Here is a 15,489-nt window from a genome sequence, read left to right as displayed (position 1 = left end):
AGAGCGATGATCCGTGTTCTGCAGGCGCTGCCCGGTGTCCAAAGCGTCGGCACCGCGAACACCGCCCCCGGCGGCGAAGGCGCGAGCAACATCGACATCGTCGAACAGCCCGGCCCGCCGGGAACTGGGCCGATGCTGCGACTTGTCAGCGTCGGACCAGGCTTTTTCGATGCCTATCGACCTCGCCTGCTAGCCGGCCGCCTGTTCGACGACGCCCATGCCGCCGACGATTCCAGCGATTGGAAGCGGTGGAACCTGGGGCGCAACATCATCCTCAATCGCAAGGCGGTGGCCGCGCTTGGCTTCCGCACGCCGGAGGAAGCGATCGGCAAAACGGTGGGCACCCCCCGCCCCCGCACGATCATCGGCGTGATCGACGAACTGCGCTTCTACTCGCCGCGCATGCCCGACATGGGGACTTACTACATGTACACGCCGAACGCGGTGTTCTTGCATGTCGGCGCGCTGCGCTTCACCGGCGATCCGCGCACGATGCTCGACAAGGTGGCGGAACGGTGGCGGCAGGTGATTCCAACTGTTCCGTTCGCCGGCGAAACCGCCGATCGCCGCTTGGCCGACCTTTATGCCGAAGATCAGCGCGCGACCCGGCTCGTCGGGATCGGCACCGGCCTGGCGGTGCTGATCGGCTGCGTCGGCCTGTGGGGCCTCGCCGCGTTCAGCACCGCGCGCCGGGTGAAGGAAATCGGCATCCGCAAGGCGATCGGCGCTTCGGCTTACGATGTCCTTCGTTTGCTGATCGGCCAGTTCCTGCGGCCGGTGCTGCTCGCCAACCTATTCGCCTGGCCGCTGGCTTGGCTGGCGGCACGCGCCTGGCTTGCGGGCTTCGGCGATCGGATCGCGCTGTCGCCGGCCTATTTCCTCGGCGCCAGCCTGATCGCCACCGCCATCGCGGTGTTGACCGTGCTGGGCCAATCCCTCCGCGCAAGCCGTGCCGCCCCGGCCTGGGCATTGCGGCACGAATGACGTCACATCACTCCGCAACGAAGCCCGGCGGGGGCGTGCGTACGAGGAAATGCCCCTTCACCCCCGCCGGCCATTCCTTGAACGGCACGCGACCATGCTCGCTTTCCGCATAGCGGACAGCGTAGTCGAGGATGGCGGTGGCCGCGTCAGCGTCGGGAGTGAAACGGCCCAGGACGTAACCAACCTTGTCCGGCGCGCGCAGATGCACGGTGCAATGCTCGGTGCAGGCGAATAGGCAGGGCATTTCCTGCACCGCGACGCCTGCATAGCGAGGATCGCCGGCCTGGGCAGTGCGCAGCGCCTCCACCAGCCGGGCGCCGCCCCGCACGCCCTCCTCATCCTCGCGCATGGCAGCACTGTGGCGGCAGGTGTTGCAGGCGACGACGGCAGGGCCGTTCTCCACGGGCTTCAGCATTCGGTTTTCTCCGGAAAGGGGATCATCGTTCAAATAGGCGATCGGCCAGCGGCTCACGTGCCTGCCAACCGCGGCGTTCGAGTTCGGGCGTTTCCGAATTGTCGGCGGGGTAGCCGATGCACAGCAGCGCGATCAGGGACCAACGGTTCGGCACGTCCAGCATCTGGCCGACGGTCTGCGGATCGAGGATCGAAACCCAGCCCATGCCGATACCCCGCACGCGCGCCGCCAGCCAAAGCGTGTGGATCGCCGTGACGCAGGAATAACGCAGCATTTCCGGCATGGTGGCGATACCGAGGCCGTGGCCGGCCGCCGCCGCTTCGTCGCAGAAGATGGCCAGAAGTTCCGGCGCCTCGCGGATGCCGTGGAGCTTCAACGCGCGATAGGCGGCCTCGCGCAATTGCCCTGCATAGGCCGCAGCCGCCCGGGCATTTTCGGCGTCGACATGTGCGGCAAGGCACTTGCGGACCTCCGCCGAGCGCAACCGCACCACCCGCCACGGCTGGGCATTGCCGACTGAAGGCGCGAGCGCCATGCAGGCGAGCAGATCGCGCATCTCCGCCTCTGCCACCGGATCGGGAGCGAAATGGCGAACGTCGCGCCGCCAGCGCAGCAGCGTATCGAACTGCTGGCGGAATTCGGCATCAAAGGGGGGCGGAGAGCTCAGAATTCGATCCCCGCCTGCGCCTTCACGCCGGAGCGGAATGGGTGCTTCACCTGCGTCATCTCGGTGACCAGATCGGCGGCGTCGATCAGACCATCGGGCGCGTTGCGACCGGTGACGATGACATGCTTCATCGGCGGGCGGGCGGCGAGCACCGCCAGCACTTCGTCGAGCGGCAGATAGTCGTAGCGGAGCGCAATGTTCAGCTCGTCCGCCAGCACCATGTGATAGCGAGGATCGGCGATCATCCGCTTCACTTCGTCCCAGGCGGTGCGGGTGACGGCGATGTCGCGGGCGCGGTCTTGCGTATCCCAGGTGAAGCCTTCGCCCATCGGCTTGAATTCCACCTGATCGGGGAAGGCATCGAACACCGCCTTCTCACCCGTGACCATCGCGCCCTTGATGAACTGGACGACGCCCACCTTCATGCCATGGCCGATCGCGCGGACGACCATGCCCATGGCGGCGCTGCTCTTGCCCTTGCCCTTGCCGGTATGGACGATCAGCAGTCCCTTTTCCTCGGTCTTCGTCTCCATCATAGTGGCGCGGGCGGCCTGGATCTTGCGCATCTTTTCGGCATGCGCGGCATCGTCGCGAGTCATTCGGCGGGGTCCTTTCGAAGCAGATACACGTCCATGATCCAGCCATGCCGAGCGCGCAGGGCTGCACGGGCGGCGACGATGCGCGGCCGGGCTTCGGCAAGCAGGCCGTGGTCAAGTGCCTGCTGCGACATACCGAGATAGGCGCCCCACCAGATGCGCATGCCGTAAGGATCGAGCGTTTCGAACGCACAAGCGCCATCCAGCATCACCGCCAGCATCTCCACGCCTTCGGGCCAGCCATGCGTGCGCAGCAGGCGGCCGGTGGTGATCGTCACCGAGCCGGCCAGCGGGTTGAGGGGGATTGCATGGGCGGCGGTGAGCGCCTGAATACTGGTGATTCCCGGCACCACCCGCACTGACACATCCGGCAGCCGCGCCGCGATCCGCAGCGAGCTGTCATAGAGCGAAGGATCGCCCCAGACGAGCAGTGCCACCGCTCCCCCCCGCGGCAGATGCGTGTCGATCGTGGTGCGCCACGCCGTGGCGATCGCGCCGTGCCAGTCCTGCACCGCCTGGAGATAGTCGCCCGCACCTGCGCGTACCGGCATGTCGAACACGGCGATCGGCACGGGCCGCGCCAGCACCGCCGCGCAGATCGCGTGGCGCAGATCGGCGAGATCGGTGGCATTGTCCTTGCGGGGCACCAGGATCAGATCGGCGGCGTTGAGCGCGCGCACCGCCTCCAGGGTCAGATGCTCCGGATTGCCCGTGCCGATGCCGATCAGTTGGAGCGCGATCATGCCGCGGCCGCGATCAGATGGAAGAAGCTGCCGGTCACCGGCCCGCGCACCGATCCGGTCTCGGCAACGCCATTGCCCTCCGCATCGACGACCTGCGCAAGCGGGGCATCGCCCTGCGTCACAATGGTAGAATAGTGGAATTCATGGCCGGTGAGCCGCGTGCCCGCTGTGATGCCGGCAATCGGCGCCAGCAGCGTCGCCTGGCGATAGCCGAGATGCATCTTGCGATGTGCGTGGCTGGTGACGAGACCGAGGAGGCCGGCCATGCGGTGCTCGATCCCGCTTTTGTCGATCAGCGCCTCACCGAGCACCATATAGCCGCCGCACTCGCCGTGCACCGGCCGAGTGCCGGCATGGCGACGCAGGCCGGCGAGGAAGGTAGCGGCGGCGGCGATGGTGCCGGCGTGCAGCTCCGGATAGCCGCCGGGCAGCCAGACCAGATCGGCATCCGCTGCGGGCGCTTCATCGGCCAATGGCGAGAAGGGCAGGATTGCCGCACCGGCCGCCCGCCATCCTTCGAGCAGGTGCGGGTAGAGGAAAGAGAAGGCGGCATCCTGCGCAATGGCGATGCGCTGCGCCGGCGGGGCGGGCAAACGGCCGTCGGTGGCATCATCGCCTCGGCATGCCGCCGCGCGGTGAATAGCCGCCAGATCGAGATGCGCACGGATGAAGGCCGCGTAGGCGGCGATCGTTTGATCGAGATCAGGATGTTCCACCGCCTGCACCAGCCCCAGATGTCGCTCGGGCAGGGCGAGATCTGCGCAACGGGGGAGCGCGCCCAGCACCCGGATGCCGGCCGCTGCCATGCCTGCCCGCACCAGCCGCTCGTGCCGCGGGCTCGCGACACGGTTGAGGATCACGCCCGCGAACGGCACCGACGAATCGAGGCGGGCGAAGCCGAGCGCGGTTGCCGCCGCCGACTGCGCCTGGCCGGACACGTCGATCACCAGCACCACCGGCCAGCCCATCCGGCGGGCGAGATCGGCCGTGGCGCCGGTGCCGCTCGCCCCGGTCTGCGCGACGCCATCGAACAGCCCCATCGATCCTTCCGCCAGCACCAGATCGGCCCCCGCCGCCCGCGCGGTGACTCCCGCGAGCAGGGGCGCGCCCATCGCCCAGCTGTCGAGATTGAACGACGCGCGCCCGCACGCCGCCCGGTGGAAGGCAGGATCGATATAATCCGGCCCGTTCTTGAACGGCTGCACCGTCACGCCGTCTTCGGCCAGTGCCCGCAACAGGCCCAGCATCACCGTTGTCTTGCCGGTGCCCGATGCGGGTGCGGCAATGATGAGGCCGGGGAGGCTCATAGCGCCGCCTGCAGGCGGAAGCGGCGATCATAGCCGGGCGCGTACAGACTGCTTTCGGCGAAGTCCGTCGCCCCCAGCACCGGCCCGACGAGAATCAGCGCCGTCCGTTCGATGCTGCCGGCCACCGCCGCTTCAATCATCGCTAACGTCGCGCACACGATTCGTTCATCGGGCCAGCTCGCTCGCCACACCACTGCGGCCGGGCAGTGTGCACCATAGACCGGCAGCAGATCGGCCACGACCTTCGCCAGGTTGTGGATCGAAAGGTGGATCGCCAGGGTAGCGCCGGTGGCGGCGAAGTTGGCCAGGCTCTCGCGTTCGGGCATCCGGCTGGCACGGCCGGGAGTGCGGGTTAGCACCAGCGACTGGCCGAGTTCGGGCAGCGTCAGCTCCGCCTCCAGCGCGGCCGCCGCCGCCGAGAAGGCGGGCACGCCGGGCGTGACGGTGAAGGGAATGCCAAGCGCGCGGAGCCGGCGGAGCTGCTCGCCCATCGCCGACCAGACCGAAAGATCGCCCGAATGCAGCCGGGCAACATCATGGCCCGCCTCCTCCGCCGCCTGGATTTCCTCAACAATCTGATTGAGATGCATCGGCGCGGTGTTCACGATCCGGGCACCGGGCGGGCAATGGCCGAGGATCGCTTCCGGGATCAGCGAGCCGGCATAGAGGCACACCGGACTGGCCGCGATCAGGTCGCGGCCGCGCAGCGTGAGCAGATCGGGTGCGCCGGGGCCGGCGCCGATGAAATGGACAGTCATGCAAGGGTCCCTTGAGCGATGGCGCAGGTGGCTAGGCGGTCTTCGGAAATGCGGCGGGACACGAGCAGCCGCGCACCCGGGCCGGCAGCGGCAAGCGCGGCGGCCTCGGCGACGCTGCCGGTGCCGCGAGCGGCAAGGCTGGCGGCGGACCGAGTGGCCGTTTCGATCGCGTGCAGTTCCGCGACATCGATCGTCGGCAGGCCGAGGCCGACGACCAGCGGCAGCTTGTCCGCCACGGTCGCGACGTGCGTGACGCCGGGGGCACCCCGCTGGGCCAACGCAAGCGCGGCGCGCAGCGACTCCAGCGTCGCGCCGCTGCGATAGCCGAAGCCGGCGACGATCATCGCGTGACGCTCCATTGCACCACGGGATAGCGCGCCTTCCAGCCATGCCGACTGCCGAGCGGCGCCGCGTCGGCGAGGTCGATGCGTAGCAGGCTGCCGCCATTTGCGCCGTGCCACTGCGCGAGCAGCGCTTCGGATTCGAGCGTCACCGCATTGGCCACCATCCGCGCCCCCGCCGGCAATCGCGCCCAAAGGGCGTCGAGCATCCCCTGCGAAAGGCCGCCACCGATGAACACCGCATCGGGCCGATCGGATGGCAACAGGCCCGGCGCCCGCCCAGTCAGCACGGTCAGCCGATCGACCCCGAGCGCGGCGGCATTGGCGCGAGCGCGGTCGGCGCGGATCGGATCGGCCTCAATCGCCACGGCACGGTTGGCAGGATGCGCCAGCAGCCACTCGATGCCGATCGAACCCGATCCCGCGCCGATATCCCACAGCAACTCACCCGGCTGAGGCGCCAGCGCGGATACCGTGAGTGCACGCACCGGCCGCTTGGTGAGTTGGCCGTCCGACGCAAACCAGTCGTCCGGCAGGCCGGAGGCAACCGGCAGCACCGCACCCCCCCCGGTTAGTTCGATGCCGACCAGCACCGGATGCGCGATGTCGTCGAGCGCGAAGCCGGCAGCCGGCACGCACCGGCGTCGCTCGCGCTGCCCGCCCAGCGCCTCCAGCACATGCAGCGCGGAAGCGCCGAATCCCTGCCCCTCCAGATAGCCCGCCAGCCCGGCCACTGCCGCGCCGTCTCGCACCAATACCAGCAGGCGGCGGCCCCGCGCCAGATGCGGGCGCAGCCGGGCCAAGGGCGCCGCATGGAGGCCCAGACAGCCGGTCTCCTCCAGCGCCCAGCCCAGCCGCGCGGCGGCGAGCGCGAAGCTGGAGGGCGCCGGATGCGCGACCCATTCATCGGGCGCGAGGTGGCGAGTCACGCTGGTCCCCGCGCCGAACCAGAACGGATCGCCGGATGCGAGCAGCACCACCCGCCGCCCACGCTTGGCCAGTAGCAGCGGTACACCATCGGCGAAGGGCACTGGCCATTCCACCGCTCCGCACTTAAGCCCCGGCAGCAGTGCCAGGTGGCGGGCAGCGCCCATCACCAGATCGGCGTCGTCGAGTGCCGCGCGGGCGGCGGCGGAGAGGCCGTCCACCCCGTCTTCGCCAAGGCCGAGGATGGTCAACCAGGGGAGCTCAGCCATGCCGAACATCCTGCTGCTGGGCGGCACCACCGAAGCGAGCGCGCTTGCCCACCTGCTGGCGCAGCGGGGCGTGCCCGCGACGCTGAGCTATGCCGGCCGCACCGATCATCCGCGCGCGCAGCCGATCCCGATTCGGGTCGGCGGGTTCGGCGGCGCGGAGGGGCTGGCGACCTATCTGCGCGAACAGCAGGTGACGCATCTCGTGGATGCGACCCACCCTTTCGCCGCGACGATGAGCGGTAACGCCGTTACCGCGGCGGCAGCCAGCGGCGTGCCGCTGCTCGCACTCACCCGCCCTGCCTGGGCGCCGGTCGCAGGGGATCGCTGGCAGCATGTGCCGGACATCGATGGCGCCGTCGCTGCGCTCAATGGATCGGCCCGGCGGGTGCTGCTGGCGCTGGGTCGGCTGCATATCGCAGCGTTCGCCCGCCAGCCCCAGCACCACTATGTCCTGCGCTTCGTCGATGCACCGGCCGTGCCGCCGCCGCTGCCCGACCATCATCTGATCGTCGATCGCGGCCCATTCACTCCGGAGCGCGACCATGCGCTGATGGCCGCGCACCGCATCGACCTTGTTGTCTGCAAAAATGCCGGAGGCAGCGGCGCCGAAGCCAAGCTGATCGCCGCCCGTGCGCTGGGCCTTCCCGTGCTGATGATCGACCGTCCGGCGCTGCCGCCGCGCGCCGAGGTGACGAAACCCGAAGCGGTGCTCGACTGGCTGGCTCACACGCCCTCCGCCACGAAGCGCGGCGTGTAGAGGATCGGCCCGGCCGCGCGATCGATAACGCGTGTGCGGCTGGAGCCCAGGATCACCATCGTGCGCATGTCCGCCATTTCGGCGCGGGCATCCCCTAGCGGCACGATGCGCAGCGCCTCCTGCGGCGTGGAAACCGCGCGGGCGAAGAGGACGGGCCGATCTGCGCCGCAGCATGCGCGCAGCACGTCCAGCACGCGCGCAAAGCCCTCCGGCCGGGCCTTCGACCGCGGATTGTAGAAGGCCATCGCGAAATCCGCCTCGGCCGCCAGCCGGAGGCGCTTTTCGATCAGCGCCCAGGGCTTGAGATTGTCCGAGAGGTTGATCGCGCAGAAATCATGGCCGAGCGGCGCGCCGGCCCGCGCGCTTGCCGCCAGCATCGCGGTGATGCCCGGCAGGACGCGGATGTCGAGCGCGCGCCACGCCTCCGGCCCGGTCTCCAGCGCCTCGAACACCGCAGCCGCCATGGCGAACACGCCCGGATCGCCCGAGGAGACGACCACCACCCGCCGGCCCCGCACCGCCAGATCGAGCGCGAGCGCAGCGCGATCCAGTTCCACCCGATTGTCCGAAGCGTGCAGCGTCAGCGCCGCACGCGGCGCGATCCGCGCGACATAAGGGATATAGCCGACGATATCCGTCGCCTGCGCCAGCGCGTCGGTGACCTCCGGCGTGACCAGTGCATCGTCGCCCGGTCCCAGCCCGGCAATGGCCAACCAGCCGGTCATGGCCGCCGCCCCCGACCGTGGATCAGCAGGATCGAGAAATAGGGCGTTACGCTCGTCGCCTCCGCGAGCAGCGTAACCCGCTGATCGGGCATCGCCGCGTGTTCGACCAGCCAGGCCTCGGCCTCGCGGCCCGCCGCCGCAACCGCACGGCGCAGCTTGGCCAAGTTGCGGCCGATCTTCATCACCACCAGCGCATCGGTATCGCGAATGCGGCGGACCAGTTCCTCTTCGGGCAGCGTCGCCATGGCGATCGTCAGCACGTCGTCGCCCCAAGTGATCGGCTGGCCGGTGGCGTTCCAGGCGCCTGCCATGCCGGTGATCCCCGGCACCACCGCCACCGGTGCCCGGCCGGAAAGCCGCGCATGCAGGTGCATGAACGAGCCGTAGAAGAACGGATCGCCCTCGCACAGCACCACCACGTCCTCGCCCTCCCTGGCCAGCGCGAGCAGACGTTCGGTGCAATCGGCATAGAAGGCCGAAAGCCAGGCATTGTACCGCGGATCGGTGACGGGGATCTCCGTCGTCACCGGATATTCCATCGGCAGTTCGACCGCGTCGGCGCGCAGCATTCCTTCGGCGATGCGCCGCGCCTGGCCCGGCCGCCCGGCCTTGCGGAAATAGGCGACGTGCCGCGCGCCGCGCACCAGCCGATCGGCACGCACGCTGAGCAGATCGGGCGCGCCGGGGCCAAGACCGACGCCGTGAATGGTGCCGGAGCTCATTCGGCGCGGCTCGCCAGCGCGTTGACGGCGGCGACGGTGATCGCGCTACCGCCGAGCCGGCCTTCGACGATGCAGCACGGGGCCGGGGGAGCGGCCCAAAGCGCTGCCTTTGATTCCGCGGCGCCCACAAAACCCACTGGACAGCCGATGATCGCCGCGGGGCGCGGGCAATGCGGATCCTCCAGCATGTTGAGCAGGTGGAACAGCGCGGTAGGCGCGTTGCCGATCGCGACGACCGATCCGGCGAGATGCGGACGCCACAGCTCCAGCGCGGCGGCCGAACGGGTGTTGGCCATGCGCTGCGCCAGCGGCGGCACCGCAGCGTCGTGCAGGGTGCAGAGCACGGGATTGTTCGACGGCAGGCGGACGCGGGTGATCCCTTCCGAGACCATGCGCGCGTCGCACAGGATCGGCGCACCGTCGGCCAGCGCCGCCCGCGCCGTGCTGGCGAAGCCGGACGAGAAGCGGATATGCGGCGCCAGCGCGATCATGCCGGCGGCATGAATCATCCGCACCGCCACCGGCTCTTCCTCGCCCGAGAAGCGGGAGAGATCGGCCTCGGTGCGGATCATCGCGAAGGACTGCTGGTAGATGGCGGCGCCATCGGTTTCATAGGTGTGGGGCATCAATCGATTCCGAACAGGGCGCGCAGGCCGGCAGGGTTGAGCCCGGCATGGGCTGGCTGCGCACCGGGACGAGCATGAAAGGCCAGATCGAGCAGCCCGTCGCGCCCGGTGACGACCACATCGGCGCTGTCGGCGCGGGCACAGCCCTTTGCGCAGCCAGAGACGTGCAGCCGCCCCACGACATGCGGCGCGAGTTGGCGAGCGAGATCGCGGGTGGCGATGCTCGCCTGTGGGCAGGCGGGCGCGCCGGCGCAGGCATCGGCGCGCAGCAGCGGATCGGCGGGATCGTCGATCAGCCCGGGCAGCGTGCCGTCGACGCCCTCGGTGAGCAGCAAGCGCCAGGGCGTGACGCGGATCGCCGCCTTGTCGGACAACAGCGCAGCATGGACCTGCCCGAACGGCAGGCCCAGGACGCGGCCCAGTGCGTGGCGCCCAGGCGCGAGGCGCGGCCCACCGGCGGCCGGCATCGCGTCCCCCGCCGCCCAGCCGGGCAGCGGCGCGGCGTGTCGCGCCATGCGCCCCGCCGCCGATCCGCCGCTCTCGACGAACCAGTGCGCGATCCGGACCAGTGCCTCCGCCGCTTGCCCCGGTGCAACCACGACGCCACGCTGCCGCCCCGCGGCGCGGAGCAGGAGGCCGCCGTCCGCCGCTCGCTCGACCCGGAAGTCGCCGGGCGCGTCGGCGAGCACCGGGGCAGAGCCGGCATCGATCACGAAGCCCATCTTGCTGGGAAGCGCGGGCAGTGCGCCGAGTTGCGCCAGCAGATCGGTAGCGATGCGGTGGCTGTCGTCCCCCGCGCGCCAATCGGGCGCGACGAGCAGGGTGCGCCGCGCTTCCCGCGCGGGATCAGGATCGACCAAGCCAAGTGCGACCAACTGCTCCAGCAAGGCCGGCCATGTCGCTTCGGCAACGCCGCGCAGCTGCAGATTGGCGCGGCTGGTGCAATCGATCCAGCCATTGCCATGCGCCAGCGCCGCCGCGCTCAGCCCGCGGACCTGCGCCTGCGTCAGCCGGCCGAGCACGGGCTTCACCCGTACCAGCAGGCCGTCGCCCGCTGCCATCGGCCGCCACGCGTCGGGGCACCAACCGCGCACCGCGAAGCCGCTCATGCCGCGCCTCCCAGGCCGGCGAGGATCGAGTTGCGGCGCGTTTGCCACAGCCCCGCCGCGTGCAGCGCCGCGAACCGCGCCTCCATGGCCGCTAGTGCCGCTGGGTTCTCGCGGGCGAGGAAATCGCGCACCTCCGCATCGCCGAGCGTCGCATCAAAATAGACGTCAAACAGCTGCGGCGGCACCGCGTTCGCCAGATGCGCGAAGGCGCCGAGATGGTCGAGCGTCGCCGCGATCTCGGCCGCGCCGCGAAAGCCATGGCGGCGCATGCCTGCGATCCAGCCCGGCTGCGCGGCGCGGGCACGGACGACACGGGCGATCTCCTCGGTCAGCGGACGCGCCACCGGGCGGGCCGGGTTGCGCGCGTCGAGATGGTAGAGCGCGGCACTGCCCCCACCCAGCGCCTTTGCGGCGGCGAACCCCGCCTCGTGCGCGGCATAGTCGGCAGCGAGCAGCAGATCGGTCTCCGGCAGATCCTGGAGGTGGACAAAGGCATCGGCGGCACCCACGCGGGCACGGATGCCGGCGGGATCGGCCTGCGCCTCGCGGCCGTCAAATGCATGATCCGAGGCAGCGAGCCATGCTTCGCCCGCCGCCTGCCGGGCCGATGCGCTGTAGCGCTCTGCCGCGTCGCCGATCCCAAGGCCATAGCTTCCGGGCTGAGGGCCATAGACGCGCGGGGCCGCCTCCTGGCCCACAAAGGGGTTCCGCTCGGCTGGCTCGTCGCGCGCCGCCAGCGCCCGAACCGCCTGGCCGAACAGCTGAGGCAGCGCCGGGAAGGCATCGCGGAACAGGCCGGAAATGCGCAGCGTGACGTCGATGCGCGGGCGATCAAGCAGCGCGATCGGCAGGATCTCCACGCCCGTCACTCGTTCCGAGGCCGGATCCCAGAGGGGCGCGGCACCGAGCAGGTGCAGCGCCATCGCGAACTCCTCACCGGCGGTGCGCATCGTCGCCGACCCCCACAAATCGATCACCAGCCCCTTGGGATAGTCGCCATGATCCTGGAGGTGGCGGCGGATCAGCTCGTCGGCGAGGACGATGCCCTGGGCGTGCGCCGCGCGGGAGGGCACTGCGCGCGGATCGATGGTGTAGAGGTTTCGCCCCGTGGGCAGCACATCGCTGCGGCCGCGATAGGGAGAGCCTGAGGGCCCGGGCGGCACACGCCCGCCCGCCAGCCCGGCGAGCAGCCCCTCCCGCTCCGCCGCGCCGCACGCGCCGCGCCCGAAGACATGGAGGCCGTCGCCATACTGCCCCTCCTTCACGTCGCAGACGAAGCGATCGATGCGGGCGATCGCCTCGGCCGTGCTAGCCGCGCAATCCAGCCCGAGTTCCGCTTCCAGCCCGACGGCGCGCGCCTCGTCGCGGATCGCGGACTGGAGCCGATCGCGCCGAGCTGGATCGAGACCCACCGCGCTCGAGAATTCGTCGAGCAGCGCCTCGATCCGCGCCAGGCCGGCGCCGGTGCCGGCGGTCTTCAGCGGCGGCGGCAAGTGGCCGATCGTGACGGCGCCGGTCCGCCGCTTCGCCTGCGCGGCCTCGCCGGGATCGTTGACGATGAAGGGATAGAGGATTGGCAGGTCGGCGATCAGCGCCTCGGGCCAACAGCCGCCCGACAGCGCCACTGCCTTGCCCGGGAGCCATTCCAGCGTGCCGTGCGCGCCGATATGGACCAAAGCATCGACGCCCTGGGCGCGCAACCAGAGGTAAAAGGCGACATAGGCATGGCGTGGCACGCGCGTAACGTCGTGATAGCTGTCCTCCCGCGTCGCCGGGTCGCCGCGCTCGGGCTGGAGCGCGACCAGCAGCTTGCCCGCACGGAGCGCGGCGAAATGGAAGGCGCCTTCGCGGAAGGCGGGATCGTGCGCGGCATCGCCCCAGGAATCGCGCAATGCCGCCCGCAGCGGCTCCGACAGACTGGCGAGCGCTTCCTCATAGGCGGCGAGCGGCCAGCACAGCGTTTCCGCCTGTAACCGCAGGGCGAGGTCCTTCACCGGCTCACCCAGATCGGCGGCGATGGCCTCTGCCGAGGCAAGTGCATCCAGCCCCACGGCATGCGCAAGCTGCCAGTCCCTGCCCGGATAGGTGGAGAGCAGCAGCGCGATCCGCCGCTCGGCCAGTGGCTTGGCGGCCAGCGTCACCCAAGCCCCGACTCGATCGGCAATGGCGCCGATCCGCTCCGGCTCGGCGCGATGAGCGGTGCGGGCAAAGCCCAATGCTTCGTCGCGCGCTTCCGCCTGTTTGAAGCTGGCGACGCCGGCGAAGATGCGGCCGTCGATCTCCGGCAGCACGACATGCATTGCGAGATCGGCGGGCGACAGACCGCGGTCCGAGCTCGCCCATGCGTCCCGCGAGGTGGTGGCGAGCGCAAGCTGGAACACGGGTACGCCCGCCACGTCGAGTGGGCTTTGCCCTGAATCGTCGCGGGCGGAGAAGGCAGTGGCGTTGACGATCGCGGCGGGGGCAAGGTCACGCACCCAAGCCTCGACCTGCGCACGGGCGTCCGGTGCTTTGAGCGATGGCACGAAGATCGACAACGCGTCGAAGCCGCGCTGGTCGAACGCGGCATGCAGCGCCTCGAAGGGCGCGACGTCGCAGGCGGCAAGGTAGGAACGGTAGAAGACAATGAGGACCAGGGGCCGGCCGGTGCAGGCCCAGCTTGGTTGCCCGGCCCGCTCACCCCCCTCGTCATGTCCACGAAGGCGGGGATCCATCGCTGGAACGCTTTCGGCTCCTGTCCCCGACGTGCTGGCAAATGGATCCCCGCCTTCGCGGACATGACGGGTAGGGAGGAAGATGACGCCGTGGCTCGGGTGCCAGAGGCCGAACGCCGGCAGCGGCTCGGACGCCTCGACGCCCCCTGCACCGACATTCGCGGCCCTTGCCAGCAGGCCCAGTGCCGCCCGTGCAGCATCAGCGCCACCCGCTTCGCAGAGCGCCGTTAGATCCCGCAGCACCCCAAAAGGCACCGTCGACGCCGCCTCTAGCCGCGCGTCCGGCCGGCCGTCTGCCGGGAGTACTGCCAGCGCTATCCCCCGCTCCCGAGCGAGCGCCTCGACCTGCTGCAGGCCGTAGCTCCAATAGGGCATGCCGCCGATCAGCCGGATCAGGATTCCCTTCGCGCCAGACAATGTGCGTTCGACATAGGTATCGACCGACAGCGGATGCATTAGCGTCGCCAGGTTGGCCAGCCGCAGCGACGGCAGTACCTCCCGCGCCCCGGTCCAAGCAGCTGCGAACGCGCCGAGATCGCTGTCGGAAAAGGACAGCACCACCAGGTCCGCTGGCGCTTGCCCGAGGTCCTGGGGCACGGCGTTTTCCTCCAGCCCGTGCGTTTCGCGGAACAGGACGTGCATCGCCCTTGTGCCTCAGCCCGCCAGCACCGCGCGGAAGGCTGCGGCATCGACATGGTCATGCTCGGCGATCGCCACCAGCGCGGTGCCGCGCGGCTCGCCCCGGCGCCAGGGACGGTCATACTGATGGCGCACGCGGCTCCCCACCGCCTGAACGAGCAGCCGCATCGGCTTGCCCGCCACCGCCGCATAGCCCTTCACCCGCAGCACCTTGTGCTCGCGCGCCAGCCGCTCGATGCGGGCGACCAGCTCGGCCGGGTCGGCGATCTCGCCGAAGGTCACGACGGTACTGTCGAAATCCTCATGCTCGTGATCGTCGGCGCCGTCATGGTGCGAGGGGCGCGCGGCGAGGTCGTCCTCGGCCGCGGCGCCCAGCCCCAGGATCACGCGCGGGTCGATCGCGCCCTCGCGGATCTCGACCACCGGCACCGGCCGCGGCGCCTCGGCGGCGATCACCGCGCGGGCGGCGGCGACGCCCTCCGGTCCCGCGAGATCCACCTTGGTGAGCAGCACCATGTCGGCGCAGGCGAGCTGGTCCTCGAATACTTCGGCCAGCGGCGTCTCATGGTCGATCCCCGGATCGGCCGCACGCTGCGCCTCCAGCGCAACCAGATCGGGCGCGAACCGGCCTTCCGCCACCGCCTCGGCATCGGCCAGTGCGAGCACGCCGTCGACGGTGATGCGGCTGCGGATCGCCGGCCAGTCGAACGCCTTGAGCAGCGGCTTGGGCAGCGCGAGGCCCGAGGTCTCGATCAGGATGTGGTCGGGGCGCGGCTCCAGCGCGAGCAGCCGCTCGACCGTGGGGATGAAGTCGTCGGCGACGGTGCAGCAGATGCAGCCATTGGCCAGTTCGACGATGTTCTCGGCGGGGCAATCGGGAATGGCGCAGGATTTCAGGATTTCGCCGTCGACGCCGAGCGTGCCAAATTCGTTGACGACCACCGCCAGGCGGCGCCCTCCGGCATTCTGGATCAGGTGGCGGATCAGCGTGGTCTTGCCGGCGCCGAGAAAGCCGGTGACGATGGTAACGGGGACCTTGGACAGGTCGGTCATGCATGTCTTCCCCCGCGCCCGAGCGAACACGCGGAGGGGCTTGCCGGACCAAACGTCCAGCCGGCGCGCGACGACGGGCGGGCGCGAAGAACGCCCGACACCACGCGACCGTGCAGCCCCAGCCGCACAGCTTCGTC

General features: G+C 70.1%; 16 protein-coding genes. 2 read left to right on the top strand and 14 right to left on the bottom strand.

What is annotated here, in order from left to right:
• Nucleotides 1-6 precede the first annotated feature (6 nt).
• On the top strand, nucleotides 7-984 hold the full coding sequence (locus ACNFJ7_RS16920) for an FtsX-like permease family protein (RefSeq protein WP_019368522.1): 978 nt from the start codon (nucleotides 7-9) through the stop codon (nucleotides 982-984).
• A gap of 7 nt (nucleotides 985-991) precedes the next feature.
• Here ACNFJ7_RS16920 and ACNFJ7_RS16915 read toward each other — a convergent pair whose 3' ends face one another.
• From ACNFJ7_RS16915 to ACNFJ7_RS16880, 8 genes are read right to left on the bottom strand one after another with little or no spacing between them, the layout of a single operon-like run.
• Nucleotides 992-1,399, bottom strand: coding sequence for a DUF1636 domain-containing protein (locus tag ACNFJ7_RS16915; protein WP_019368521.1), 408 nt, complete (start codon nucleotides 1,397-1,399; stop codon nucleotides 992-994).
• Between the two features lie 22 nt (nucleotides 1,400-1,421).
• Nucleotides 1,422-2,015, bottom strand: coding sequence for a 5,6-dimethylbenzimidazole synthase (gene bluB, locus ACNFJ7_RS16910; RefSeq protein ID WP_419724248.1), 594 nt, complete (start codon nucleotides 2,013-2,015; stop codon nucleotides 1,422-1,424).
• Between the two features lie 47 nt (nucleotides 2,016-2,062).
• Nucleotides 2,063-2,665: a cob(I)yrinic acid a,c-diamide adenosyltransferase gene (gene cobO, locus ACNFJ7_RS16905; protein WP_019368519.1), complete on the bottom strand. Its 603-nt coding sequence runs from the start codon at nucleotides 2,663-2,665 to the stop codon at nucleotides 2,063-2,065.
• Nucleotides 2,662-3,405, bottom strand: coding sequence for a precorrin-6A synthase (deacetylating) (gene cobF / locus ACNFJ7_RS16900; RefSeq protein ID WP_019368518.1), 744 nt, complete (start codon nucleotides 3,403-3,405; stop codon nucleotides 2,662-2,664). The genes cobO and cobF overlap by 4 nt, the downstream gene beginning before the upstream one ends.
• Entirely contained in the window at nucleotides 3,402-4,712 is a 1,311-nt protein-coding gene (locus ACNFJ7_RS16895; protein WP_019368517.1) for a cobyrinate a,c-diamide synthase, read from the bottom strand. The genes cobF and ACNFJ7_RS16895 overlap by 4 nt, the downstream gene beginning before the upstream one ends.
• Nucleotides 4,709-5,470: a precorrin-4 C(11)-methyltransferase gene (cobM, locus tag ACNFJ7_RS16890; RefSeq protein WP_019368516.1), complete on the bottom strand. Its 762-nt coding sequence runs from the start codon at nucleotides 5,468-5,470 to the stop codon at nucleotides 4,709-4,711. Before cobM ends, ACNFJ7_RS16895 begins: the two co-directional genes overlap by 4 nt.
• Nucleotides 5,467-5,814 carry a cobalamin biosynthesis protein gene (locus ACNFJ7_RS16885; protein WP_026008952.1) on the bottom strand — a complete coding sequence of 116 codons (348 nt, stop codon included), beginning with the start codon at nucleotides 5,812-5,814 and terminating at the stop codon, nucleotides 5,467-5,469. Before ACNFJ7_RS16885 ends, cobM begins: the two co-directional genes overlap by 4 nt.
• Nucleotides 5,811-7,007 carry a bifunctional cobalt-precorrin-7 (C(5))-methyltransferase/cobalt-precorrin-6B (C(15))-methyltransferase gene (locus ACNFJ7_RS16880; protein ID WP_019368514.1) on the bottom strand — a complete coding sequence of 399 codons (1,197 nt, stop codon included), beginning with the start codon at nucleotides 7,005-7,007 and terminating at the stop codon, nucleotides 5,811-5,813. Before ACNFJ7_RS16880 ends, ACNFJ7_RS16885 begins: the two co-directional genes overlap by 4 nt.
• Here ACNFJ7_RS16880 and ACNFJ7_RS16875 point away from each other — a divergent pair.
• On the top strand, nucleotides 7,006-7,764 hold the full coding sequence (locus ACNFJ7_RS16875) for a cobalt-precorrin-6A reductase (RefSeq protein WP_019368513.1): 759 nt from the start codon (nucleotides 7,006-7,008) through the stop codon (nucleotides 7,762-7,764). The two genes, ACNFJ7_RS16880 and ACNFJ7_RS16875, sit on opposite strands and share 2 nt — an antisense overlap.
• Here ACNFJ7_RS16875 and cobJ read toward each other — a convergent pair.
• From cobJ to cobW, 6 genes are read right to left on the bottom strand one after another with little or no spacing between them, the layout of a single operon-like run.
• Nucleotides 7,731-8,489: a precorrin-3B C(17)-methyltransferase gene (cobJ, locus tag ACNFJ7_RS16870; RefSeq protein ID WP_019368512.1), complete on the bottom strand. Its 759-nt coding sequence runs from the start codon at nucleotides 8,487-8,489 to the stop codon at nucleotides 7,731-7,733. The genes ACNFJ7_RS16875 and cobJ overlap by 34 nt on opposite strands.
• Entirely contained in the window at nucleotides 8,486-9,211 is a 726-nt protein-coding gene (gene cobI / locus ACNFJ7_RS16865) for a precorrin-2 C(20)-methyltransferase (RefSeq protein WP_019368511.1), read from the bottom strand. The genes cobJ and cobI overlap by 4 nt, the downstream gene beginning before the upstream one ends.
• Nucleotides 9,208-9,837: a precorrin-8X methylmutase gene (locus ACNFJ7_RS16860; RefSeq protein ID WP_019368510.1), complete on the bottom strand. Its 630-nt coding sequence runs from the start codon at nucleotides 9,835-9,837 to the stop codon at nucleotides 9,208-9,210. The genes cobI and ACNFJ7_RS16860 overlap by 4 nt, the downstream gene beginning before the upstream one ends.
• Nucleotides 9,837-10,946, bottom strand: coding sequence for a hypothetical protein (locus tag ACNFJ7_RS16855; RefSeq protein ID WP_019368509.1), 1,110 nt, complete (start codon nucleotides 10,944-10,946; stop codon nucleotides 9,837-9,839). The genes ACNFJ7_RS16860 and ACNFJ7_RS16855 overlap by 1 nt, the downstream gene beginning before the upstream one ends.
• Nucleotides 10,943-14,302, bottom strand: coding sequence for a cobaltochelatase subunit CobN (gene cobN / locus ACNFJ7_RS16850; protein WP_019368508.1), 3,360 nt, complete (start codon nucleotides 14,300-14,302; stop codon nucleotides 10,943-10,945). Before cobN ends, ACNFJ7_RS16855 begins: the two co-directional genes overlap by 4 nt.
• 12 nt (nucleotides 14,303-14,314) lie before the next feature.
• On the bottom strand, nucleotides 14,315-15,352 hold the full coding sequence (gene cobW / locus ACNFJ7_RS16845; RefSeq protein WP_019368507.1) for a cobalamin biosynthesis protein CobW: 1,038 nt from the start codon (nucleotides 15,350-15,352) through the stop codon (nucleotides 14,315-14,317).
• Nucleotides 15,353-15,489 lie beyond the last annotated feature (137 nt).

Origin of the sequence: Sphingomonas sp. HT-1 (genome assembly GCF_048568905.1) — a bacterium.
GTDB lineage: Bacteria > Pseudomonadota > Alphaproteobacteria > Sphingomonadales > Sphingomonadaceae > Sphingomonas.
This window is presented reverse-complemented; position numbering and strand designations above follow the sequence as displayed.